Origin of the sequence: Microbacterium bandirmense (assembly GCF_037204185.1) — a bacterium.
Lineage (GTDB): Bacteria > Actinomycetota > Actinomycetes > Actinomycetales > Microbacteriaceae > Microbacterium > Microbacterium bandirmense.
Window position 1 is genome coordinate 105,161 of sequence record NZ_JBBDGM010000007.1, and the last position, 20,746, is coordinate 125,906.

28 protein-coding genes are annotated in these 20,746 nt (G+C 69.3%); 15 read left to right on the forward strand and 13 right to left on the reverse strand.

Annotated features, from left to right (window positions below; all coding sequences use genetic code 11):
* Window positions 1–16: 16 nt before the first annotated feature.
* Window positions 17–2,560: an ATP-dependent Clp protease ATP-binding subunit gene (locus WDU99_RS09895; RefSeq protein ID WP_337332286.1), complete on the reverse strand. Its 2,544-nt coding sequence runs from the start codon at window positions 2,558–2,560 to the stop codon at window positions 17–19.
* Window positions 2,561–2,660: 100 nt separating this feature from the next.
* On the opposite strand from WDU99_RS09895, the gene WDU99_RS09900 reads away from it, so the two are divergent.
* Window positions 2,661–3,377 carry a glutamine amidotransferase-related protein gene (locus tag WDU99_RS09900; protein WP_337332287.1) on the forward strand — a complete coding sequence of 239 codons (717 nt, stop codon included), beginning with the start codon at window positions 2,661–2,663 and terminating at the stop codon, window positions 3,375–3,377.
* 5 nt (window positions 3,378–3,382) lie between these two features.
* On the opposite strand, the gene WDU99_RS09905 is transcribed toward WDU99_RS09900, so the two are convergent.
* The 4 genes from WDU99_RS09905 to WDU99_RS09920 all read right to left on the reverse strand — a co-directional run bounded on the left by WDU99_RS09905 (window position 3,383) and on the right by WDU99_RS09920 (window position 5,900).
* Window positions 3,383–3,838: a glutaminase gene (locus WDU99_RS09905; RefSeq protein ID WP_337332288.1), complete on the reverse strand. Its 456-nt coding sequence runs from the start codon at window positions 3,836–3,838 to the stop codon at window positions 3,383–3,385.
* Window positions 3,838–5,037 carry a cation:proton antiporter gene (locus WDU99_RS09910; protein ID WP_337332289.1) on the reverse strand — a complete coding sequence of 400 codons (1,200 nt, stop codon included), beginning with the start codon at window positions 5,035–5,037 and terminating at the stop codon, window positions 3,838–3,840. The genes WDU99_RS09905 and WDU99_RS09910 overlap by 1 nt, the downstream gene beginning before the upstream one ends.
* A gap of 75 nt (window positions 5,038–5,112) precedes the next feature.
* A complete protein-coding gene (locus WDU99_RS09915) occupies window positions 5,113–5,721 on the reverse strand; it encodes a flavodoxin family protein (RefSeq protein WP_337332290.1) in 609 nt (202 codons plus the stop codon).
* Window positions 5,722–5,732: 11 nt separating this feature from the next.
* On the reverse strand, window positions 5,733–5,900 hold the full coding sequence (locus WDU99_RS09920) for a hypothetical protein (RefSeq protein ID WP_337332291.1): 168 nt from the start codon (window positions 5,898–5,900) through the stop codon (window positions 5,733–5,735).
* 240 nt (window positions 5,901–6,140) lie between these two features.
* Here WDU99_RS09920 and WDU99_RS09925 point away from each other — a divergent pair, with 240 nt between their 5' ends.
* The 3 genes from WDU99_RS09925 (at window position 6,141) to purU (ending at window position 7,902) form a co-directional block, all read left to right on the forward strand.
* A complete protein-coding gene (locus WDU99_RS09925; protein WP_337332292.1) occupies window positions 6,141–6,410 on the forward strand; it encodes a DUF7218 family protein in 270 nt (89 codons plus the stop codon).
* Window positions 6,411–6,439: 29 nt separating this feature from the next.
* Window positions 6,440–6,937 carry a Dps family protein gene (locus tag WDU99_RS09930; protein ID WP_337332293.1) on the forward strand — a complete coding sequence of 166 codons (498 nt, stop codon included), beginning with the start codon at window positions 6,440–6,442 and terminating at the stop codon, window positions 6,935–6,937.
* Window positions 6,938–7,038: 101 nt separating this feature from the next.
* Window positions 7,039–7,902 carry a formyltetrahydrofolate deformylase gene (gene purU / locus WDU99_RS09935; protein WP_337332294.1) on the forward strand — a complete coding sequence of 288 codons (864 nt, stop codon included), beginning with the start codon at window positions 7,039–7,041 and terminating at the stop codon, window positions 7,900–7,902.
* A gap of 30 nt (window positions 7,903–7,932) precedes the next feature.
* Here the strand turns inward: purU and WDU99_RS09940 are convergent, their stop codons facing one another.
* Genes WDU99_RS09940 through WDU99_RS09960 form a run of 5 tightly spaced genes read right to left on the reverse strand, consistent with a single transcriptional unit; the run spans window position 7,933 to window position 10,943 of the window.
* Complete coding sequence (locus tag WDU99_RS09940) at window positions 7,933–8,322, reverse strand: type II toxin-antitoxin system VapC family toxin (protein WP_337332295.1); 390 nt, start codon at window positions 8,320–8,322, stop codon at window positions 7,933–7,935.
* Window positions 8,319–8,576 carry a type II toxin-antitoxin system Phd/YefM family antitoxin gene (locus WDU99_RS09945; RefSeq protein ID WP_337332296.1) on the reverse strand — a complete coding sequence of 86 codons (258 nt, stop codon included), beginning with the start codon at window positions 8,574–8,576 and terminating at the stop codon, window positions 8,319–8,321. Before WDU99_RS09945 ends, WDU99_RS09940 begins: the two co-directional genes overlap by 4 nt.
* Before the next feature lie 56 nt (window positions 8,577–8,632).
* On the reverse strand, window positions 8,633–9,679 hold the full coding sequence (locus tag WDU99_RS09950) for an NAD(P)H-dependent flavin oxidoreductase (RefSeq protein ID WP_337332297.1): 1,047 nt from the start codon (window positions 9,677–9,679) through the stop codon (window positions 8,633–8,635).
* Between the two features lie 53 nt (window positions 9,680–9,732).
* The gene (locus WDU99_RS09955; RefSeq protein ID WP_337332298.1) at window positions 9,733–10,062 is read right to left on the reverse strand and encodes a hypothetical protein; all 330 of its coding nucleotides are present in this window, start codon (window positions 10,060–10,062) and stop codon (window positions 9,733–9,735) included.
* A complete protein-coding gene (locus tag WDU99_RS09960) occupies window positions 10,059–10,943 on the reverse strand; it encodes an SDR family oxidoreductase (protein ID WP_337332299.1) in 885 nt (294 codons plus the stop codon). Before WDU99_RS09960 ends, WDU99_RS09955 begins: the two co-directional genes overlap by 4 nt.
* 152 nt (window positions 10,944–11,095) lie before the next feature.
* On the opposite strand from WDU99_RS09960, the gene WDU99_RS09965 reads away from it, so the two are divergent.
* The gene (locus tag WDU99_RS09965; RefSeq protein ID WP_337332300.1) at window positions 11,096–11,299 is read left to right on the forward strand and encodes a hypothetical protein; all 204 of its coding nucleotides are present in this window, start codon (window positions 11,096–11,098) and stop codon (window positions 11,297–11,299) included.
* On the opposite strand, the gene WDU99_RS09970 is transcribed toward WDU99_RS09965, so the two are convergent.
* Window positions 11,275–11,598: a DUF7882 family protein gene (locus tag WDU99_RS09970; RefSeq protein WP_337332301.1), complete on the reverse strand. Its 324-nt coding sequence runs from the start codon at window positions 11,596–11,598 to the stop codon at window positions 11,275–11,277. The genes WDU99_RS09965 and WDU99_RS09970 overlap by 25 nt on opposite strands.
* Before the next feature lie 73 nt (window positions 11,599–11,671).
* Here WDU99_RS09970 and WDU99_RS09975 point away from each other — a divergent pair, with 73 nt between their 5' ends.
* From WDU99_RS09975 to WDU99_RS10000, 6 genes are all read left to right on the forward strand, one after another.
* Window positions 11,672–11,983 (forward strand): DUF7882 family protein, encoded by a 312-nt coding sequence (locus WDU99_RS09975; RefSeq protein WP_337332302.1) that lies wholly within the window; start codon window positions 11,672–11,674, stop codon window positions 11,981–11,983.
* 127 nt (window positions 11,984–12,110) lie between these two features.
* Window positions 12,111–12,524 (forward strand): CBS domain-containing protein, encoded by a 414-nt coding sequence (locus WDU99_RS09980; RefSeq protein WP_337332303.1) that lies wholly within the window; start codon window positions 12,111–12,113, stop codon window positions 12,522–12,524.
* 46 nt (window positions 12,525–12,570) lie between these two features.
* Complete coding sequence (locus WDU99_RS09985) at window positions 12,571–13,053, forward strand: FHA domain-containing protein (protein ID WP_337332304.1); 483 nt, start codon at window positions 12,571–12,573, stop codon at window positions 13,051–13,053.
* On the forward strand, window positions 13,031–13,411 hold the full coding sequence (locus WDU99_RS09990; RefSeq protein WP_337332305.1) for an NAD-dependent epimerase/dehydratase family protein: 381 nt from the start codon (window positions 13,031–13,033) through the stop codon (window positions 13,409–13,411). The genes WDU99_RS09985 and WDU99_RS09990 overlap by 23 nt, the downstream gene beginning before the upstream one ends.
* Window positions 13,412–13,435: 24 nt before the next feature.
* On the forward strand, window positions 13,436–13,708 hold the full coding sequence (locus tag WDU99_RS09995; RefSeq protein WP_337332306.1) for a DUF6412 domain-containing protein: 273 nt from the start codon (window positions 13,436–13,438) through the stop codon (window positions 13,706–13,708).
* Window positions 13,709–13,797: 89 nt separating this feature from the next.
* The gene (locus WDU99_RS10000) at window positions 13,798–14,538 is read left to right on the forward strand and encodes a YidC/Oxa1 family membrane protein insertase (protein WP_337332307.1); all 741 of its coding nucleotides are present in this window, start codon (window positions 13,798–13,800) and stop codon (window positions 14,536–14,538) included.
* Between the two features lie 11 nt (window positions 14,539–14,549).
* On the opposite strand, the gene WDU99_RS10005 is transcribed toward WDU99_RS10000, so the two are convergent.
* The gene (locus WDU99_RS10005; protein WP_337332308.1) at window positions 14,550–15,668 is read right to left on the reverse strand and encodes an alcohol dehydrogenase catalytic domain-containing protein; all 1,119 of its coding nucleotides are present in this window, start codon (window positions 15,666–15,668) and stop codon (window positions 14,550–14,552) included.
* A 343-nt stretch (window positions 15,669–16,011) separates the two neighbouring features.
* Here WDU99_RS10005 and WDU99_RS10010 point away from each other — a divergent pair, with 343 nt between their 5' ends.
* Genes WDU99_RS10010 through WDU99_RS10020 form a run of 3 tightly spaced genes read left to right on the forward strand, consistent with a single transcriptional unit; the run spans window position 16,012 to window position 19,375 of the window.
* Window positions 16,012–17,295, forward strand: a complete 1,284-nt coding sequence (locus WDU99_RS10010) for a M18 family aminopeptidase (RefSeq protein WP_337332309.1) — start codon at window positions 16,012–16,014, stop codon at window positions 17,293–17,295.
* Window positions 17,296–17,354: 59 nt separating this feature from the next.
* The gene (locus WDU99_RS10015; protein ID WP_337332310.1) at window positions 17,355–18,830 is read left to right on the forward strand and encodes a purine-cytosine permease family protein; all 1,476 of its coding nucleotides are present in this window, start codon (window positions 17,355–17,357) and stop codon (window positions 18,828–18,830) included.
* Window positions 18,827–19,375: a cysteine hydrolase family protein gene (locus WDU99_RS10020; protein WP_337332311.1), complete on the forward strand. Its 549-nt coding sequence runs from the start codon at window positions 18,827–18,829 to the stop codon at window positions 19,373–19,375. Before WDU99_RS10015 ends, WDU99_RS10020 begins: the two co-directional genes overlap by 4 nt.
* 17 nt (window positions 19,376–19,392) lie before the next feature.
* Here WDU99_RS10020 and WDU99_RS10025 read toward each other — a convergent pair whose 3' ends face one another.
* Complete coding sequence (locus WDU99_RS10025) at window positions 19,393–20,100, reverse strand: MBL fold metallo-hydrolase (protein ID WP_337332312.1); 708 nt, start codon at window positions 20,098–20,100, stop codon at window positions 19,393–19,395.
* A 92-nt stretch (window positions 20,101–20,192) separates the two neighbouring features.
* Between WDU99_RS10025 and WDU99_RS10030 the strand changes: the two genes are divergently transcribed.
* On the forward strand, window positions 20,193–20,723 hold the full coding sequence (locus WDU99_RS10030; RefSeq protein WP_337332313.1) for a TetR/AcrR family transcriptional regulator: 531 nt from the start codon (window positions 20,193–20,195) through the stop codon (window positions 20,721–20,723).
* Window positions 20,724–20,746: the final 23 nt, after the last annotated feature.

Below are 20,746 nucleotides of genomic sequence, written 5' to 3' on the forward strand. Positions count from 1 at the left end.
TTCCGGCGAGAAGAGGTCAGGTCGCCACGGGCACCGCGGCCTCGACCCGCAGACCCTCGGCGCGGGCATCCACCCGCACCCGCCCGCCGTCAGCCAGCGCGCCGGTGACCAGCAGGTCGGCGATGCGGTCGTCGACCTCGCGCTGGATCAGGCGGCGCAGCGGCCGGGCCCCGTACTCGGGCTCGTAGCCGTGCTCGCCGAGCCACTCCACCGCAGCATCGGTCACCTCGAACGCGATCTCGCGCGCCGCGAGGCGCTGCGCGCCGGCATCCAGCATCAGCCGCACGATGCGGCCCAGCTCATCACGCGAGAGCTTCTGGAACAGCACGATCTCGTCGATGCGGTTCAGGAACTCCGGCCGCATCGCCTCGCGCAGCTTGCCCATGACCCGAGCACGCAGGTCGTCCGCAGACGCGAAGCCATTCGCCGATGCATCCTGCGACGCCACGAAGCCGAGCGCGCCCGACCGCGAGGCCAGGAACTCCGACCCGATGTTCGAGGTCATCACGATCACCGTGTTGCGGAAGTCGACCGTGCGGCCCTGGCCGTCGGTCAGGCGTCCGTCGTCGAGCACCTGCAGCAGCAGGTTGAACACGTCGGGGTGCGCCTTCTCGATCTCGTCGAACAGCACGATCGAGTACGGGTTGCGCCGCACGCGCTCGGTGAGCTGGCCGGCCTCGTCGTAGCCCACGTACCCCGGAGGGGCTCCGACCAGACGCGACACGGTGTGCCGCTCGCCGAACTCGCTCATGTCGAAGCGGATGACAGCGGTCTCGTCGTCGAAGAGCCGGTCGGCGAGTGCCTTCGCCAGCTCGGTCTTGCCGACGCCGGTCGGACCGAGGAACAGGAACGAGCCGACCGGACGCCGTGCGTCGCCCATGCCGGTGCGGCTGCGCCGCACGGCGCGCGCCACCGCGGCTACCGCGTCGTCCTGCCCGATCACGCGGGCGTGCAGATCGTTCTCGAGGTCGCCGAGGCGCTCGCGCTCGGTCTCGGTGAGACGGCTCACGGGGATGCCCGTGGCGCGCGAGATCACCGCGGCGATATCGGGCTCGTCGACGACCGCGTCCTTCGAGGCGGACGCCCCGCGAGCGCCTGCCTCGTCGATGCGGCGCTGCCCGTCGGCGATGGCATCGCGCAGCCGCGACGCCTCCTCGTAGTGCTCCGATCCGACGGCGGCGTTCTTCTGCGCCTCCAGCTCGGCCAGCTCGGTGAGCAGGGATTCGACATCGCTGACGACACCGAGCTTCAGCCGCAGCCGGGCTCCGGCCTGATCGATCAGGTCGATGGCCTTGTCGGGCAGCACGCGATCCGGCAGATAGCGGGCACTGAGCTCGACGGCGGCCCGGATCGCCTCGTCGGTGTACGTCACCGCGTGGTGCTCCTGGTAGGCGGACTTCAGCCCCTGCAGGATCAGCACGGCGTCGTCGACCTGTGGCTCGGCGACCTTGACCGGCTGGAAGCGGCGCTCCAGCGCCGGGTCCTTCTCGATCCGGCGGTACTCGCTGAGAGTCGTCGCGCCGACCAGGTGCAGGTCGCCGCGAGCGAGCCGCGGCTTGAGGATGTTCCCGGCATCCATTCCGCCCTCGCCGGATCCGTCGGCGCCGACGACGGTGTGCACCTCATCGATGAACACGATGATCTCGCCCTTGTGCGCGGCGATCTCGTCCATCGTCTTGGTGAGGCGCTCCTCGAAGTCGCCGCGGTAGCGCGTGCCCGAGAGCATCGCCGGAAGATCCAGCGCGATCACCCGGCGGCCCTGCAGCTGCGCGGGCACGGCATCGTCGACGATCGCGCGGGCCAGGCCCTCGACGATCGCCGTCTTTCCGACACCGGCCTCGCCGATCAGCACAGGGTTGTTCTTCGTGCGGCGGCTGAGGATCTCGATGGTCTGCTCGATCTCATCCGACCGGCCGATCACCGGGTCGAGTTCGCCATCGCGTGCGCGGGCGGTGAGGTCGAGCCCGTATTGGTCGAGCATCGGGGTTTCGGATGCTGTCGCCTGAGCACCCTCGGCCGCCGCCTCGCCCCCTGCGGCGACGGGCTCGCGCAGGCCCTGCGTGAGGGCCTCGGCGGTGACTCCGACGCGCGCGAGGATCTGCCCGGCGGGCACGTCCTGCCCGAGGACCAGAGCGAAGAACAGGTGCTCGGGGTCGATGTAGGTGGCACCCGACGAACGGGCGACCTGATAGGCGTGAAACAGCGCACGGCTGGCACTGGGGGTGATGGTGGCTGCGCCCTGACCGGACGACTCCCCGGGCATGGGGAGGCCGGCGTCGACGGCGGCGATGATGGTCTTCGGGTCGACGCCGATGTGACGGATCGCCTGCGCCACCGCGTCGTCCTCGACGATCACGCGCAGCACGTGCAGCGCGTCGAGCTCGGTCTGACCGCGCTCCAGCGCGAAGCGACCGGCGCGCTGCAGGATCTGCTGGGTGCGCGCGGTGAGGAACCGGCTGAGGTCGATCGAGCGAGCCTGCCGGCCCCGTTCACCTGCGAGATAGCGGGCCAGGAACTCGTCGAAAGACCCCGACCCCGCCTCGTTGAACTCGTTGGGCATTGCGCTTCCTCTCAAAGTTGAGCGTAGTTCTATCAACTTCAACATCAGATGATGACCGATATTCCCGATCCGCGTCAAACCGGCCCAATAGAATCTCTCCATGTCCTCGGTGCTGTACGTGTGCGTCCGTCCTGAGCGCAGCGCGGCGGATGCCGAGCACCGCTCGTTCAGCCGGGGTCTCGGCCTCGGCGCACTCGATCGCATCGACCTGCTGCACGCCTCGCTCGAGACCGTCGAGTGGCAGCGTTACCAGGGCTTCGTCATCGGCGGGTCGCCCTTCAACGTCACCGACACCGACAAGGGCGAACACCAGCGCGCCGTCGAACACGATCTCGAGCGCATCGCCGCGCGCACGCTCGACGGCAGGGCCACGACGCTGTTCACCTGCTACGGCATCGGCGTCGTCACACGGATGCTTGGCGGCGAGGTGCACACGGCCCAGCCCGAGCAGGCGAGCGCGACCCGCATCGACCTCACCGCGGCGGGCCGCTCCGATGCCCTCTTCGGACCGAGTGGGGCGAGCCTGTCGGTGTTCACCGCACACAAGGAGTCGGCGCGCGAGACACCGCCGGATGCCGTGCTGCTGGCCACCAGCGACGCCTGCACGGTGCAGGCGTACCGGGTGGGCGAGCGCCTGTACGCCACCCAGTTCCATCCCGAGGCGTCACCGCAGGACTTCGCCGATCGCATGGCCGTGTACCGGGCATCCGGTTACTTCGACCCCGCACAGTACGACGCGACCGAGCGCGCGGTGCTGTCGGCGTCGGTCGACGGCGACCAGCTGCTCACGCGCTTCCCCGACCTGATCGGGGCGTGACCGCGTCAGCCGCGGGCGAGCGCGATCCGCTCAGCGAGGTAGCCCGCGAGCGGCACCGGCGACGCGCCCGGCGCCCACCGCACGTGCGGCTCGCCGTCGACGAGCACGAGTGGCCCGGAGGCGTCGCCCGTGTCGACTGCCGCGACGTCGATCGGATGCCAGTCCACGTGCACGATCTCGCCTTCGGCGAAGCCGCCGCGCCGCGCCTGCGCCCGCCGATCGGCACGCGCCCTGGCCGACTCGGCGGTGTACCCACGGCGCACCTCGGCCGCCGCGCGCAGGACCTCGCCCGTCTCGAACACCGCGTCGTCGGCGAGCAGCAGCACCCCCAGATGCCACGCCTGGCCAGCGCGCACGATCCGCGTGCCACGCCAGCGTGACACCTTGACGACGCCGAGGCCGTTCTGCGGCACATCACGCAGCTCGTCACGCGCGTTCGCGAGCAGAGCAGCGGCCGTCATCACAGCTCTCCTCGAGATGATGCGCCCCGCACAGCCGCGCGCTCACCGCGCAGCGTCATGCCGACCAGCGGGTACAGCAGCACCGACAGCATCCCCGCGCCGACCAGTGCGGCGGCGATGTCGGTTCCGAGCATCTCCCGGTCGACGCCGATCGCGGTCACCGCGACGATGATCGGCAGGCCCGTGGCCGACAGCAGCGCAAGGGCAGTGCGATCCCGCCCGCTCATCTCGGCAGTCGCCGAGAACTGCGCGGCCAGGCCACGGATCACGAGCAGGACGATCAGCAGCAGTGGCACGAGGGCCGACGCGAGTGGCGTCGCCAGCAGTGCGTCCAGGTCGAATGTGACACCGGTGTAGATGAAGAAGATGGGCACGAGAAAACCGAACGCGATGGCCTCGACCTTGCTCTCCACCTCTTCGGCATCCTTCCTCGAAGCGCTCGACATCACGATGCGCCACACGCTCCCGGCGACGAACGCGCCCAGCAGGATGTCGAGGTCGAGCCACATGCTCAACGCCACCAGCGCGGCGACGAGCAGCAGCACGAAGCGCACCCCGAACTGCGCCGAGGTGTGCAGCGTGGCGCTGACGACGGCATGCAGTCGGCCGTGCGGCAGGCGGCGCGCCGCGTAGACGGTGAGCAGCGCCACCGCGACGAACACGAGCAGGATGACGGTCGCGGCCGGCGCCGAGCGCACACTGAGGAAGATCGAGATCGCGATCAGGGGGAGGAACTCGCCGACCGTGCCGACCGCGGTGATCGCGCGGCCGAACGGCGTGCCGAGTTCTCCGGCGTCACGCAGAACGGGCAGCAGGGTGCCCAGTGCCGTCGAACTGAGTGCGATCGCGACGACCACCATGCCGTCGCCCGGTGCGATGAGCACGCCGACGCCGATTCCCAGGGCGATACTCAGCAACCAGCCGAACGACGCGCGACCCAGCGGCCGGCGGCCGATCGCGGCGAAGTCGATCTCGGTGCCGGCGACGAAGAACAGCATGGCCAGCCCGATCTCGCTCAACACGCCCATGATCGCGTCGGGGTGCACCCAGCCGAGCACGGCCGGCCCCGCCAGGATGCCGAGCAGCAGCTCGAACACGACTACCGGGATCCGCACGACCGAGCCCACCGCGCGGGCGAGGAGCGGCGCGACCACCGCCAGCAGCGGAATCAGGACGAGGCCGAGGGCGCTGTGTTCCACCCGCTCAGCGTACTGGGCGGGTGGGTGTCACCGGCAGTGCTTCCCACCCGGCCCCGCCCGGGGCTGTTCGAGCACTCACGCCCCGGACGGATACCCCTGCTGCTTCAGCATCCGCGCCAGGTGCACGGCCCCGCCGACCGCGGTCTTCATCGAGGACGCCACCTTCTCGGGCGTCTGCGGAAGATCCTTGTAGTCGGTCTTGTGCATGGCCTCACCGTTCCAGTAGACGCCGCCCTGCGCGGGCACGGTGAATCCGATGTCGTTCAGCGCCTGGAACAGCACCGCGATGATGTGATGCGCCCCGTCCTCGTTGCCGACCACTGCGGCGAGCGCGACCTTGTCGAACAGGATCGGACGCCCCTCGGCGTCGGTCTCGGCCAGTTCGGCGTCCAGCCTCTCGAGCACGCGCTGGGCGACACTCGACGGCTGCCCCAGCCACGTGGGCGTGACGAGCACGACGATGTCGGCCGCGAGCACCTTCTCGCGCAAGGCCAGCCAGGCATCGCCGTCGCCCATGTCCTTGTCGACACCGGGGAGGATCTGGTGGTCGACGGCGCGCACATGCTCGCAGTCGACTCCGTACTCGGCGAGCTGCTTCTCAAGCTGCCAGCTCATCAGCTCAGAGCTCGAGGCCTCCGGCGATGGCTTGAGTGTGCAGGAGATCGCGAGTGCGGTGAGGGTCATGGAGACTCCTTTCAGACGCTGGTGTTGCGGCCGCCGATGACGCGGATCAGGAACGCGATGAGGGCGATGGCGCCGACGATGAGGGCCACCCACAGCAGCCACTGCAGCGCGGCGTTCAGGCCGGACACGATCGCGACGATGATCGCGATGACGATGATGATCACGAGGGCGATGTTCATAACCAGCTCCTTGCATAGACGTTTAGCACGGAAGGCCCGTGCTTTGCGTGTGGTGCCGAGCATGTCAGCAGGTCATCGCCGCGGTCGCGGGGGTTGACGCGGTCGGATGCCGGTGCTAGCCGCCACGCGAGCCGCGCGTGCACGCGCAGACCGTCTGCTGTCAACCCCCTCACAGTGGGCGCCCCGGCGTGGGCATGCTGACGATGACCACCGCAGACAAGACGACAGCAGGAGGACATCATGCCCCGCGGACGCGGTTCCAACAGCCTCAAGGATCCCGAACTCTACGAAGAGCTCCGTGACGACGGCGCGTCGAAGGAGAAGGCGGCCAGGATCTCGAACGCCGCCGCCCGCGACGGCCGGGAGTCAGTGGGCGAGCGCGGCGGCAAGGCGGAGGACTACGAGGACCGCACCGTCGACGAACTGCGCGCCAGGGCCAAGGAGCTCGGTCTCACCGGCTACTCGGACAAGCGCAAGTCGGAGCTCATCTCGATGCTCCGCAACCACTGACACCCACCACTGATCGCGAGGACAAGAGCATGGCGCAGCAGCGCACCCAGAAGCAGAACGCCGAGAGCGGATTCCGGGCGTCGGCACAGTTGGGCAAGAATCTCCAGCGGGTGCTGGTCGACCTACTCGAACTGCAGTTCCAGGGCAAGCAGGCGCACTGGAACGTCGTGGGCACGAACTTCCGCGACCTCCATCTGCAGCTCGACGAGATCGTGAGCGCCGCGCGCAGTCTGGCCGATGTCGTGGCAGAGCGGATGCGCGCCCTGCACGCCGTGCCCGACGGCCGCAGCGCGACCGTCGCCGAATCCACGGCTCTGCCCGGGTTCCCGCAGGGTGAGGTCGACACCACCGAGACGATCGACCTGATCACCGGACGGATCGAGACCGCCGTCGCCACGGTGCGCGACGTGCATGACTCGGTGGACGACGAGGATCCGACCACAGCCGACATCCTGCACGGCGTGCTGGAGCAGCTCGAGCAGTTCGCCTGGATGGTGAGCGCCGAGAACCGCAAGCCGCAGAAGTGAGCTGACAGATGAGCATGACGCACTGAGCAGGGGTGGCGAACGATTCGCACCGACGGCGACGGACGGGCAGAATCGACACACACCCCCTCTCAGGAGCACCCATGCCGCACACCGACACCGCCCGCCTTCTCATCGCCTGCGATGACCAGCCCGGCATCGTCGCCGCCGTCGCGGGAGTACTGGCCGAGCACGGCGCGAACATCATCTCCCTCGATCAGCACTCCACCGACGAGGTCGGCGGGCGCTTCTTCCAGCGCACGGTGATCCATCTCGACGGGCTTTCGGCGAAGCGTCCGGCGCTGGAGGCGTCGATCACCGGTGTGGCGGAGCGCTTCGGCATGGAGTGGTCGCTGCACGACACCGCCAAGCGCAAGCGCGTGGCGATCTTCGTGTCGAAGTACGACCACTGCCTGATGGAGCTGCTGTGGCGCACGCAGCGCGGTGAACTCGACATCGACGTGACCATGGTGGTGTCGAACCATCCCGATCTCGCCGAGTCGGTGCGCACATTCGGCGTGCCGTTCGTGCACATCCCCTCGGGCACGGGGGCGGACGCCAAGGCCGAGATGGAGGCGCGCCAGCTCGCGCTGCTGCAGGGCAACGTCGACCTGGTGGTGCTGGCCCGGTACATGCAGATCCTCACCGACGACTTCATCGAGCGCATCGGCGCCCCGGTGATCAACATCCACCACTCCTTCCTGCCAGCGTTCATCGGTGCGAACCCGTACGCGAGGGCGAAGGATCGCGGGGTGAAGCTGATCGGCGCGACAGCGCACTACGCGACCGCCGACCTCGACGAGGGACCCATCATCGAGCAGGACGTCACCCGCGTCACGCACGCCGAGTCGGCCGCCGAACTGCAGCGTCGGGGCGCCGACGTGGAGCGCTACGTGCTCGCCCGCGCCGTGAAGTGGCATGCCGAGGATCGCGTCATCGTGCACGGCCGCTCGACCGTCATCCTCTAGAAGACGCACGGCGCCGGGCAGCGCAGCAGTTCAGCTGTCCAGCACGTTCACACTCAGCCCGCGCGCGGCTGCGGCGAATCGGTGGTCGTTCGTCCACAGTGCTGCACATCCCGACTGCTGTGCTGCCGCGAGATGAAGTGCGTCCGGCGCCCTCAGTCCGTGCTTCGCGCGAATCTCGGCAGCACGAACGTAGGCATGAACATCGAGGTCGACCCGATTGAAGCGCTCGAATGCGGCGAAGAATCGATCACGCATCTCCAAGTTTCCATCGCGCAGCGGCTTGATCAAGCACTCGTGCAGCACGAGGTCGCTCACGGCAACCAGGTCGGTGGTTCTCCGCAACGCCTCCCTCACTCTTGCGCCTCGCTCGCCGCCGTCTTCGACCAGGTAGATGAGGATGCAGCTGTCGAGGTAGATCATTCCCAGCTGTCCCGCGCTTCCTGGATCTGCGCATCGATCTGCTCTGACGAGACCGCCAGCCGCGGCGGCAGCGGGTTCGCGTCAAACCATTCGGCGAGGGCGACACCGGTGAGCGGAAGATCAATCGGTCCGATAGGGACGATCTTCGCGACCGGTACACCCCGATTCGTGATCACCACTTCTCCGCCCGCACGCGACTCTGCAATCAGACGGGAGAGGTTGTTCCGCGCCTCCAGAACGCTGTGCATCGCCATAACGCCAGGTTAGCCATCTTGCTAGCCAGAATCAATGCGCGTTGCTCTCCTCGCATTCACGGGGATACGGGCACGCCCTGGGTGAGTTCGGCGAACACCTCGTCCGCGCTCTCCCGCGTCGCGAGCGGTGCGGACTGGCCGAGCCAGAGCGACTGCAGCTCGCCCATTCCGCGCTGCCCGGCGACTGCGCGGAACCGCCCGGTCAGCCAGTTCTGTGCGGGGAAGGGCGCGATGGCACCGGATGCCTCGATCTCGCGCACCGCCCGGTTGGGCGCACCGCGTGAGAGCCGGCCGCTCATCGCCCTGGTCAGCACACTCTCATCGGCGGCTGTCGAACGGATCGCCGCACGGTGCGCGTCGTTCGCCGCCGATTCAGCGGTGGCGAGGAACGCGGTGCCGACCTGCACGGCCGACGCCCCGAGCGCGAACGCCGCCGCGACCCCACGACGGTCGGCGATGCCGCCGGCGGCGATCACCGGCACGTCGACGGCGTCAGCGACCTGGGGCAGCAGGGAGAACAGCCCGACCAGGGACTCCTCAGCGGGGCGCAGGAACGACACCCGGTGGCCGGCTGCCTCCGAACCGGTCGCGACGACGGCATCCACCCCGCCGTCCTGCAGCGCGACCGCCTCGGCGACGGTGGTGGCGGTGCCGACGACGCGGATGCCGCGGCGATGCGCCTCGTCGACAAGGTCGGCGCCAGGCACTCCGAAGACGACGCTGAGCACCGCCGGGGATGCATCCCAGATCGCGTCGAGCTGCTCGTCGAGGCTCGGCAGATACTGCTCGGGGCGTGCCGGGGGTTCGATGCCCACTGCGGCGAAGAACGGCTCCAGTGTGCGCGCGTGACCCTCGTGCTCGGCCCCCGGCGCGACCTCGTCGCCGGTCGGGAGCCAGATGTTGAAGGCGAACGGCGCGTCGGTCCGCCGCCGCAGCGCGGCCGCGGTCTCGCGGATGCGCTGGCCGTCGTAGCCGTACAGCCCGTACGACCCCAGCCCGCCCGCGTCACTGACCGCCGCCGTCAGAGCGGGCGACGAGAGCCCGCCGAAGGGCGCCAGGACGATCGGATGCCGGATGCCGAGCAGTTCGCGCAGATCAGTCACCCTCCGAGGCTACGCCCGGGCCCAACGGGTCGGCGGGCCCGTGTCACTCGGCGTCACAGGGGCGGCCGCTCCCGGGGAGGCGGGCGGTGCCGGATCGGCGACGGTGCGCGCGATCGGTCGGAGGCGTTGGCGACGGCCAGGTCCAGCGCCTCGAAGAGGCGGTCGAAGTCGCGGAAGCGCGTGGTGCGCGGACACGGCGTGCGCAGCCAGAGCACATCGAGCACGCCGGAGGGATGCCGGTCGACGTAGGCGATCAGGCAATCGGCATCGGCCTGCCGCCGGGCGGGATCGCAGATGCGCCAGCTGTCGTGCCCCAGCCTGTCGAGTTCCCACCTGCCGTGGGATGCCGACGATCTCGGACCGTCGGAGACCGTGGCGGTCATAGCGGCTTCCCTCCGGTCACCGCGAGCACGCTGCCCGAGGTGTACGAGGACTCCTCGGATGCCAGATACACATACGCTCCGGCGAGTTCGGCCGGCTGCCCGGCGCGGCCCAGAGGAGTGTCGGAGCCGAAGTTCTCGACCTTCTCCGCGTCCCATCCGGTACCCGGGATCAGCGGCGTCCAGATGGGTCCTGGGGCGACGGCATTGACGCGGATGCCGCGCTCACCGGCCTCCTCGGCGAGGGCCTTCACGAAGGCGACCTGCGCGGCCTTCGTCATGGCGTAGTCGATCAGGCCCGGAGAGGGGTTGTACGCCTGGATCGACGCGGTCACGATGATGCTCGCTCCCGCGTCGAGGTGCGGGTAGGCGGTGCGGGCGGTGATCATCATGCCCAGCAGGTTCGTGTCGAACACCCGCCTCATGTCGTCGGTCTCCAGTGATCCGAAGCCGTCGACGTCGTGCTGAAAGCCGGCGTTGAGCACGAGCACATCGAGGCCGCCGAAGGCGTCGCGCGTGCGGCTCACCACATCCTGCGCGAACTGTTCGTCGCGCAGATCGCCGGGCAGGCTCAGAGCCTCGCGTCCGGCGTCGCGGATGAGACCGGCGGTGGCGTCGGCGTCTTCCTGCTCCTCCGGCATGTGCACGATCGCGACGTCGGCGCCCTCACGGGCGAACGCGATGGCCGCCGCCCTGCCGATACCCGAATCGCCGCCTGTGATCAGCGCCCTGCGCCCGGCGAGCCGGCCGTGACCGCGATAGCTGCTCTCGCCGTGGTCGGGTGTCGGCTCCGTGCGCTCGGTGTGGCCGGGCTGATCCTGCTGCTGGGCGGGGAATCCCTCTTGATGGTGCTGGTGACGGGGATCAGACGTGGTGTCAGTCATCGTTTGCGCCTCTTCCGGAGTCTGGAGATGTGACCGGCTCGTAGGGAGAGAGCCGACAACGGACACTCTCATTCCCCTTGATCCGATATTCCAGGGGGTTGACAGTTCGCGGCCGCGGGCGAATGCTGTTCGCGCAGAAGGGAGGAGCGACGATGAGCGGGATCGACGAGGGCATGATGCCCGAACATGTGCAACCGCAGCATCCGGACGACGACACGGTCGATGAGAGCATCGTCCGGCCGCATACCGGCGACGACGCAGAGGATGACGACGGCGGCCGGCGTGCAGACGACGAAGGCGACGACCCGGATCACGCAGACGGCGCGGGCGATCAGTCCTCGGCGACGGGCGCCTGATTCTCGGGAGGCTCCGGCACCAGGTGCAGCCCGGCGGGCGTGTTCGCCGTGTACGCGAGGGCCTCGATCCAGGCGCGGTTCACCTCGGGCTGACGGCTTCCGAAGTACTTGAAGACGAGCGAGCTGCCCGGCTGCACCCACACGGTCGTCCGGCCGCCACCGACGCTGGCGTCCTCGCGCCAGCTGAACGGGAACGGCTCCCCTCGGCGCAGCTTCGCGGTCATCACGAGCTGCACATGCGTGAGAGCGCGGTCCTCGATCTCGGTCTTCACCGTGCCGTCATAGACGAACTTTCCCATGCTCACAGACCCTTCTGCACGTCGCGGACTACCCCACTGGCGTCCCCGGCGCAAGTGGTGCAAGCTTAGCGTCATGGGCTGGCTCTACTACGGCGATACCGTCGAACCGATCGAGATCGAAGACCGTGCTCTGGCTCACCTCAAGGTCGTCATCGCGACCAAGCTGCGCCGCAACGAGAGCTTCACGCTCTCATGGCAGCATCCACCGGCGAATCCGACCGGCAGATCGACGATCTGGTTGCACCCGTCGATCCCGCTGCGTTTCGTGTTCGCCGAGGCGGAGCGCCCCGAGTTGAGCGCCGAGTGGATCACGGCGCTGGCGAACTCCGCCAGCAGCACGGGCGGCATCACCCTGCTTCCCGAGCACCTCGACGGCAACGACTGACCGGTGCCGCGCACCCGCGTGAACGGTGGCTGACGAGCTGACAGGGACCTGTCAACCCCATTCGGGGCGGCGTGAGCTCTCGCTACGTTCGGGAACACGCGAACACAGCACGAGGGAGAACGGGACGATGACCCTGACACGAGAGATCATGACACCGAACGCACAGTGCATCGGCGAGAACGATGCACTGTCGATCGCCGCCGAGCGGATGAGCGAGCTCGACGTCGGCGCTCTGCCGATCTGCGGCGAGGACGGCAGGCTGAAGGGCATGCTGACCGACCGTGACATCGTCGTGAAGGCGGTGGCCACCGGGTTGGATCCCGACACGACCAACGCCGGCCGGTTCGCCGCCGGCAAACCCGTGACCGCTCAGTCGGACACCGACATCGAGCAGGTGCTCGAGCTCATGAAGGAGCACCAGATCCGTCGAGTTCCGGTGATCGAGGATCATCGACTGGTGGGGATCATCAGCCAGGCCGACATCGCCCGTCACCTCGAGGTGGCTGCGACCGGCCGCACCGTGGAGGAGATCTCGCGCTAGACCGCCGCCCAGGGCACGGGCACCGAAAGCTCACCGAGGAGGAGACATGGATGACCGACACGAGGCTCACCGGCCGACGACGACCCACGCCGAGTGGGGTGCTGGGGATCCGCACCTGCGCATCACCGGCACCGAGGGTGAGCGCACAACCTTCCACATCACCGCCGACGAGGTCACGATCGGCTCCGGTGCCGAGTGCACGCTGCTGCTTCCCGGGTCCGACCCGCTGCATGCGACCATCGTGCACGACGATCGCGACGAGTACGTGCTCACCCTGCACGGCCCCGGCGGGATGAACGCGAATCGCGAGGAGGACGGCGACGCCCGCTCCGAGGTGCTGCGCACCGGAGCGCACTTCTCGATCGCGCAGTGGGAGCTGGTGTTCGGCCGCGAGGAGTTCGCCGACCACGGGCGCCCGTATGGCGGGCGCGAGGGCGGCGAGCTCTCCGACCAGGACTCCCAGCCCGAGCGGCCCGACTACAGGGACGAGCGCGATCGTCCCCGTCGTGAAGAGGTGCGCGACGGCTGAGCGCATCGTGGTCGTCGGCGGCACCGGTCAGATCGGTTCGAAGGCCGTTCGGCGTCTTGCAGCGCTCGGCCATGACGTGCGTGCGGCCTCGCGCAGCCTGGGCGTCGACGTCGCGCTGGGACCGCCGTCCGGATCGGATGCTGAGATCGCCGGCCCCGACCAGATGCCCCTGGCCGATCTCGTCAGCCGGGTGCTGCGCGCCCGTGGGGACCGGCGCGTGGTTCGCGCGTCACCGGATGGGCGGTACTTCGGCGGCAGACTGGCGCGCGACACACTGTTGCCCGGCAGCGGCGCCCGGATCCTGCCCAGAACGCTGGGTGAGTGGCTCTCAGCGTCGGGTGCTAATCTCGGGCCCTGAACGGACGGTCCATCGGGGGCGAGGATGATCGAGGCGCTGAACACTCTGCTGCAGCTGCTGCTGACAGCGCTCGGCGCCGTGCCCGTGCCGATCGACGGGATGCTGGGTATCGCGGCGGTTCTCGTCGCGCTCGCCGTGCTGGCGATCGCGGTATCGATCGTGGCACCGGAAGCAGGCATCCGCTCCGCGCCGAGTCCGCGCCGTGCCATCGATGTGTCCACCTGTCTCACGCAGAGTCATCCGGATGCCGACGGTCATCCGCGTCCGCGAGCGCCGGGAGTCGTGCTCGCCGCGTGATCGGTTCGCCCTGACGTCCCTCGGACGTCAGGAGAACGGGTCCGCGGTCTTCGCCGACCCCTTCTCCTCTCTCGCGAACGGACACCGTCTTGGACATCTTTGCCTTCCCCCCGCTGACTCTTCTTCTCGACGGCGCTTACGGCGCCCTGCTCTCCCTCTCCCATCTGCTCGAACCGCTCGCCGGCTCGAACGCCGCGGCGCTCGCCGTCGTGCTCGTCACGATGCTGGTGCGCACCGCGCTCATTCCCGTCGGCGTCTCCCAGGCCAAGGCCGAGCAGCTGCGCGCACGGCTCGCCCCGAAGCTGCGCGAGCTGCAGAAGCGCCACGGCAAAGACGCCGAGCGTCTGCAGCGCGAGACCCTCGCCCTGTACAAGAACGAGAACGCCTCACCGCTCGCCGGCTGTCTGCCCCTGCTCGTGCAGGGCGCCGTCGTCGGCATCCTCTACACGCTCTTCCTGCGGCCCGAGATCGCCGGGCATCCCAACGAACTGCTCACGCACGATCTTTTCGGAGCGCCGCTCGGGTCGTCGCTGCTCACCGCCGTCGGCGGTGGTCTCGACGCGGCGACCGCCGTGGTGTGGGCGGTGGTGCTGGTGCTGATCCTCGTCGTCGCAGAGATCACTCGCCGGGTGTTCCGTCCGCAGGCGCCGGCCGAGGGTCCGCTGGCGAGCCCCGGGATGCTGGGTGTGATGAACGCGCTGCACTACCTGACCGCGGTCTTCGCCGTGTTCGTTCCGCTGGCTGCCGCACTGTACCTGGTGGTCACGGTGACGTGGACCCTCGTGCAGCGTGCGCTCCTGCGTCGCCGGTATCCGCTGCCGGTGGCCTGAGCATGCCTGCCTCAATGCGGCGCGATGCCGATGCGCAGCGGGGCGTCGGGCGCGGCAGCCGCCGCGAGGGCGGTGTCGAGTTCGGCGAGCGGATGCACGGCGCCGACCGCCTCGTCGAACGGGTGCGTCCGCCCGTGCACGGCGAGAAATGCGACCGCGTCTGCGAGCTGGGCGGCGGAGCAGTTGTGCACGCCGGTGACCGTGATCATGCGACGAACCAGCGACTCGGCGTCGAGCGGGACGGGCTCCGCCGGGAGCCCGCCGCCGACCAGTACGACGATCCCTCCGGTGTCGACATCGGCGATGGCATCTGCGACTCCGTGACCTGAGGCTTCGATCACGACCTCGGGTGCACCCTCGATCCCCGTCGCGCCGAACCGCGCTGCCAATGCACGTCGCGCCGGGTTCGGATCGCGCACCTCGACGCGAGCGCCGCGGGCCGCCGCGATCGCCGCGGCCGAGAGCCCGACCAGTCCGGCACCGTGCACGCGCACGTGACTGCCCTCGAGCTCGCGCCCCCACGCCGCACGGTCGACAGCGGCCACGGCCGTCGCCGTCGCACACGAGACCGGGGCCAGTACTGCGGCAGGCAAGGATTCGGGCACGCGCACGATCGCCGTGCCGCGGCACAGCTGGGCATGGCTGGCATACCCGCCGGTGAGCTCGCGGTGCGGGCCGATGCGCTCGTGGCCGTACTTGCCGAGCGACCGGCACTTCTGCGTGAGCCCGGTGGCGCACCGGTCGCAGGTGCCGCACGAGACGGTGACCGACCACACCACGCGGTCGCCGATGCGCAGGGGCGTGCCGTCGACGGCATCCGCTCCCGCCGTGCCGACGGCCATGATCCGCCCGACGCTCTCGTGCCCGAGCACCAGCGGTGTCGGCGCCGGGCTGCAGCCCTGCACCGTGTGCACGTCGGATGCGCAGACGGTCGACATCTCGATCGCGACCAGCACGTCATGCGGCGCGAGGGCGACACCGGGAACGGCGATCGGCTCATGCGGCTGACCGGACCCCAGAAACGCCATCGCCGCGGCCGCCGGACGCAGTACGACGTCGGTGCGACGTTCCTCGGCGTCGGACTTCGGCCCGCAGGACGGCACCGATGCCGTCTGCACGGAGGCGCGCACGTCAGGTCACCGGCACAGGGGGCGTGCGGATGGCGTCTGAGGGCGAGGAAGAGCGCTTCATGAGGACCTTTCAGATGGTGCAGGACAGCGTCCGCGAGAAACTCTGACAGGCAAGCATCCAGGAGATGCGCTTGACGGGGCACTGTTCAGCACCCGTTAACCTCGCCGACGACCGGCGCACGCACAGGCTGCCGAGACAGCATCCGCACCTGGGTCGGGAACGGGTGCAGGACGATTGAACACTTGTGGAGCGATTCCGCGGCGTGTCGCCCTGCATCCGTTCAGAATCCCTGCATTCGTTCCTGGCGGAGTGGGTGACCGCGTGCGGGATAGCATCGAGGGCATGCCCGACACGTCTCCCGCACTCGCGCACGCCTCCGATCTCGCCGATTTCGTCGCCGCCTCGCCGTCGAGCTATCACGCGGCCGAAGAGGTCGCGCGCAGACTGGTCGACGGCGGGTTCACCCGACTCGACGAGGCGGATGCCTGGCCCTCGCAGGCCGGCGGACGCTACGTGATCGTGCGCGACGGTGCGGCGATCGGCTGGGCCGTGCCGGCGGATGCCACGGCCACGACGTCCGTGCACGTGCTCGGCGCGCACACGGACTCCCCCGGGTTCAAGCTCAAGCCCAAGCCGACCACCGGCGCCAAGGGATGGCTGCAGGCCGCGGTCGAGGTGTACGGCGGTCCGCTGCTGAACTCCTGGCTCGACCGCGAGCTGCGTCTGGCCGGCCGGCTGGCGCTGGCCGACGGCCGTGTCGTGCTCGCCGCGACCGGACCGCTGCTGCGGCTGCCGCAGCTGGCGATCCACCTCGACCGCGGCGTCAATGACGGTCTCGCCCTCGACAAGCAGACGGGCACCCAGCCGGTGTGGGGGCTCGGCGAGCCCGAGGCGGAGGACATCCTCGCGGAGCTTGCGGCGTCGGCAGGCGTCGACGCGGCCGAGATCCGCGGCTTCGACGCGGTGGTGGCGGATGCTGCACGCGGGACGGTCTTCGGCAAGGACGACGCGTTCTTCGCCTCCGGGCGCCTCGACGACCTGGCCTCGGTGCACGCCGGAGTGGTCGCGCTGATCGAGGCTGCCGAGTCGGCGAAGGGCGTGATCCCCATGCTCGCCGCGTTCGATCACGAGGAGCTGGGCTCCGCCTCGCGCTCGGGGGCTGCCGGGCCGATCCTCGAGGATGTGCTCGAGCGCATCTACGCCTCGCTGGGGGCGGATGCTGAAGAGCTGCGCCGCGCCTATGCGTCATCCTGGTGCCTGTCGAGCGACGTGGGCCACTCGGTGCACCCGAACTACCAGCAGCGCCACGACCCCGTGGTGCAGCCGGTGCTCGGCTCGGGTCCGATCCTCAAGATCAATGCGAACCAGCGCTACGCGACGGACGCGCTCGGCGCCGCCGCCTGGGCCGGCTGGTGCGAGTCTGCTGGGGTGTCGTCTCAGGAGTTCGTGTCGAACAACGCGGTGCCGTGCGGCTCGACCATCGGGCCGATCACGGCGACGCGCCTCGGCATCCGCACGGTTGACGTCGGCATCCCGATCCTCTCGATGCACTCGGCACGAGAGCTGGCGGGCGTCAGCGACCTGTACGACCTGTCACGCGTCGCACGCGCGTTCTTCGCCGGCTGACCCGGTCTCACGGGGCGGATATCCTCGCCACGACGCGCCGACAGTGCCAGGATGAGGGCATGACCGCCACGCCTCCGGCATCCACCACGCCGCCGCCCGCCGCCTCACCCGCGCTGATCGAGCGCGTCGGCATCGAGATCATCCCCGAGTCCGACCGCACCGCCAAGCCCCGCGACCTGTTCTGGCCGTGGTTCGCGGCGAACGTGTCGGTGTTCGGCATGAGCTACGGCTCGTTCGTGCTGGGCTTCGGCATCTCGTTCTGGCAGGCGACGCTGGTGTCGATCATCGGCATCGTGGTCTCGTTCTTCCTCTGCGGGCTGATCGCGATCGCCGGCAAGCGCGGCTCCGCGCCGACCATGGTGCTGTCCCGCGCAGCGTTCGGCGTGCACGGGCAGAAGGTGCCCGGCATCGTCTCGTGGCTGACGTCGATCGGCTGGGAGACGTTCCTGGCGATCATGGCCGTGCTCGCCACGGCGACGGTCATCACGCAGCTCGGCGGCGACGGCGACAGCATCGCGCTGAAGATCATCGCCACCGTCGTGGTGGCGGCGCTCATCGTGGCCGCGTCCGTGCTCGGCTATCACACCATCATGAAGATGCAGTCGGTGCTGACCTGGATCACTGGGGCCGTCACGATCCTCTACATCATCCTCGCCGCCGGCCACATCAAGATCGACGCGGTGATGGCGATCCCCGATGGCAGCATCGGCGCGGTGATCGGCGCGCTGGTGATGGTGATGACGGGCTTCGGCCTCGGCTGGATCAACATCGCCGCCGACTGGTCGCGCTACCAGAAGCGCACCGCATCCGACGGCGCGATCGTGTTCTGGAACACCTTCGGCGGGGCGATCGCCCCGGTGATCCTCGTCATCTTCGGTCTGCTGCTCGCCGGCTCCGACCCTGAGCTGATGGCGGCCGTCGCCGCCGACCCGATCGGCGCCCTCGCCACGATCCTGCCGATCTGGGTGCTCGTGCCCTTCCTGCTCACCGCGGTGCTCGCGCTGGTATCGGGGGCCGTCCTCGGCATCTACTCCTCAGGGCTCACGCTGATCAGCCTCGGCATCCGCATCCCCCGCCCCAGTGCCGCGGCGATCGACGGCATCATCCTCACGCTCGGCACGATCTGGGTCGTCTTCTTCGCCACCGACTTCCTCGGGCCCTTCCAGTCGTTCCTCATCACGCTCGGCGTGCCGCTCGCGTCGTGGGCGGGCATCCTGATCGCCGACATCCTGCGGCGGCGCAAGGACTACGACGAGGACGCCCTGTTCGATGCCCGCGGCCGCTACGGCGCGTGGGATTGGACCGCCATCGGCACGATGGTCGTCGCCAGCGTGATCGGCTGGGGTCTGGTGGTCAACAACTTCGCCGCCGAGGCCGCTTGGAACAACTGGCAGGGCTACCTGCTGTTCATCATCGGCGGAAAGGACGGCGACTGGGCATACGCCAACCTCGGCGTCTTCTTCGCACTCGTGCTGTCGTTCCTGGTCACCTGGTTCGCCCGTGCCGGGAAGATCCGCCGGCAGGAGCAGGCGTGACAGCGCCCTGGCTCGTCGTCGTCGACCCGCAGAACATCTTCGCCGCCCCCGACTCCGAGTGGGGCTCGCCGTTCTTCGCGGACGCGATGACCAACATCGCGACCCTCGCGGAGAGCTTCGGCGAGAACGTGCTCGTGACGCGGTGGATGCCGACGGCAGACCGCTCCACGTCGTGGGGCGAGTACTTCGCGGCGTGGCCGTTCGCCGACAGGCCGGCATCCGATGCGCTCTACGAGCTCGTCCCCGCCGCGCGCGAGCTGTCCCCGCATCCGACGCTCGACCTGCCCACGTTCGGCAAGTGGGGCGCCGAGATCGAGGCGATCGTCGGGCGCGGTGCGCACGTCGTGCTCACCGGGGTGTCGACGGACTGCTGCGTGCTCTCGACAGCGCTGGCAGGGGCGGATGCCGGCGCGCGCCTCACCGTCGCGACCGACGCCTGCGCGGGCTCGACGTCCGAGAACCACGCGGTGGCGCTGCACGTGATGGGCCTGTACCCACCGCAGATCACGCTCGCGACGACCGCCGAGGTGCTCGCCGCGCGCTGAGACGGCATGGCTCCGGCTCAAGCGGCGCGGACGGCGGCGGCGATGTCGGCGGGTGAGCCGTGCCAGGGCACACCATGGCCCGGGAGCACCCAGGATGCCTGGAGCTGTGCCAGACGGTCGAGGGATGCCAGCGCCTCGGACGGCTCGTCCGTGAAGGGTGCGGGCTGGGCGCCCTCGCGGCCGGTGAGGACGTGTCGGGTGGTGAGCGCATCACCGACGAAGACCGCGTCGGCCGCCGGGACGTGCACGGCGATGCTGCCCGGTGAATGCCCCGGCATCCCGATCACGACCGGAGCGCCCGGCAGGTCGAGCACATCGCCGTCTGCGACCTCGATCACACTCCGCACGTGGCGGGTGCGCATGGCGTTCTTCCGCAGCCCGTATGCCATGAACCCCGGCATCGGACCGATGCGCGCTGGCCCCATCGGCGTCTTCGGCTTCTCCCCCGTGCGCGCCCTGTGCGCGTCGGCGGCATGCACGAAGACGGGAACGCCCGCTTCGCGGCGCAGCCGCTCGGCGAAGCCGATGTGGTCACTGTCGCCGTGCGTGAGCACGAGACCCCGGATGTCGGAGAGGGGGCGTCCGATCAGCTGGAGCTCGCGGCGCAGATCATTCCAGTGCCCGGGCAACCCCGCGTCGACGAGGATGATGCCCTCGGGCAGGTCGATCAGGTACGAGGCGACGATGTCGTTGCCGAGTCTGTGCAGGTGCGGTGCGAGCTTCATGACTTTCCTCTCGGGCCGGTCGGGCGACCGACGTGACATCGGCTACGTTATGTAGCTATCATAGCTAATGTCAATAGCTTTAGGGATTGAAGATGCCGACACCACAGCGCACATCACACACCGCGATCATCACCGCCGCCCGTGAGATCCTCGAAGCCGACGGTCCAGCCGGTCTCACCATGCAGGCCGTCGCAGCCGGGGTGGGCGTGCGAGCGCCATCCCTGTACAAGCACGTGCGCGACCGCGACGCGCTGCTGTCGGCGGTCACCGAGGCCGCAATCGACGAACTCGGCGAGCGACTGGCATCCGCCGACGCCGACCTGCGCGCCCTCGCCGCCGTCTACCGAGCCCATGCACATGCACAGCCCGAGGCCTTCCGCCTGATGTTCACGGCATCCGCGCGCCTCGACGCGCTCCAGCGAGCCGCCGCGCCGGTCATCGACGCCGCGCGCGGCCTCGTCGGAGACACACACGCCCTCGATGCCGCCCGCCTGTTCACCGCCTGGGCGACAGGCTTCCTGAACATGGAGCTCGCGGGAGCCTTCCGCCTCGGCGGCGGCGTCGACGCGGCGTTCACCTACGGTCTCGAGCGTCTCATCCGGGGACTCGAAGTCGAATCGTGACGACCGGGGTCGCCGCTCTGCCA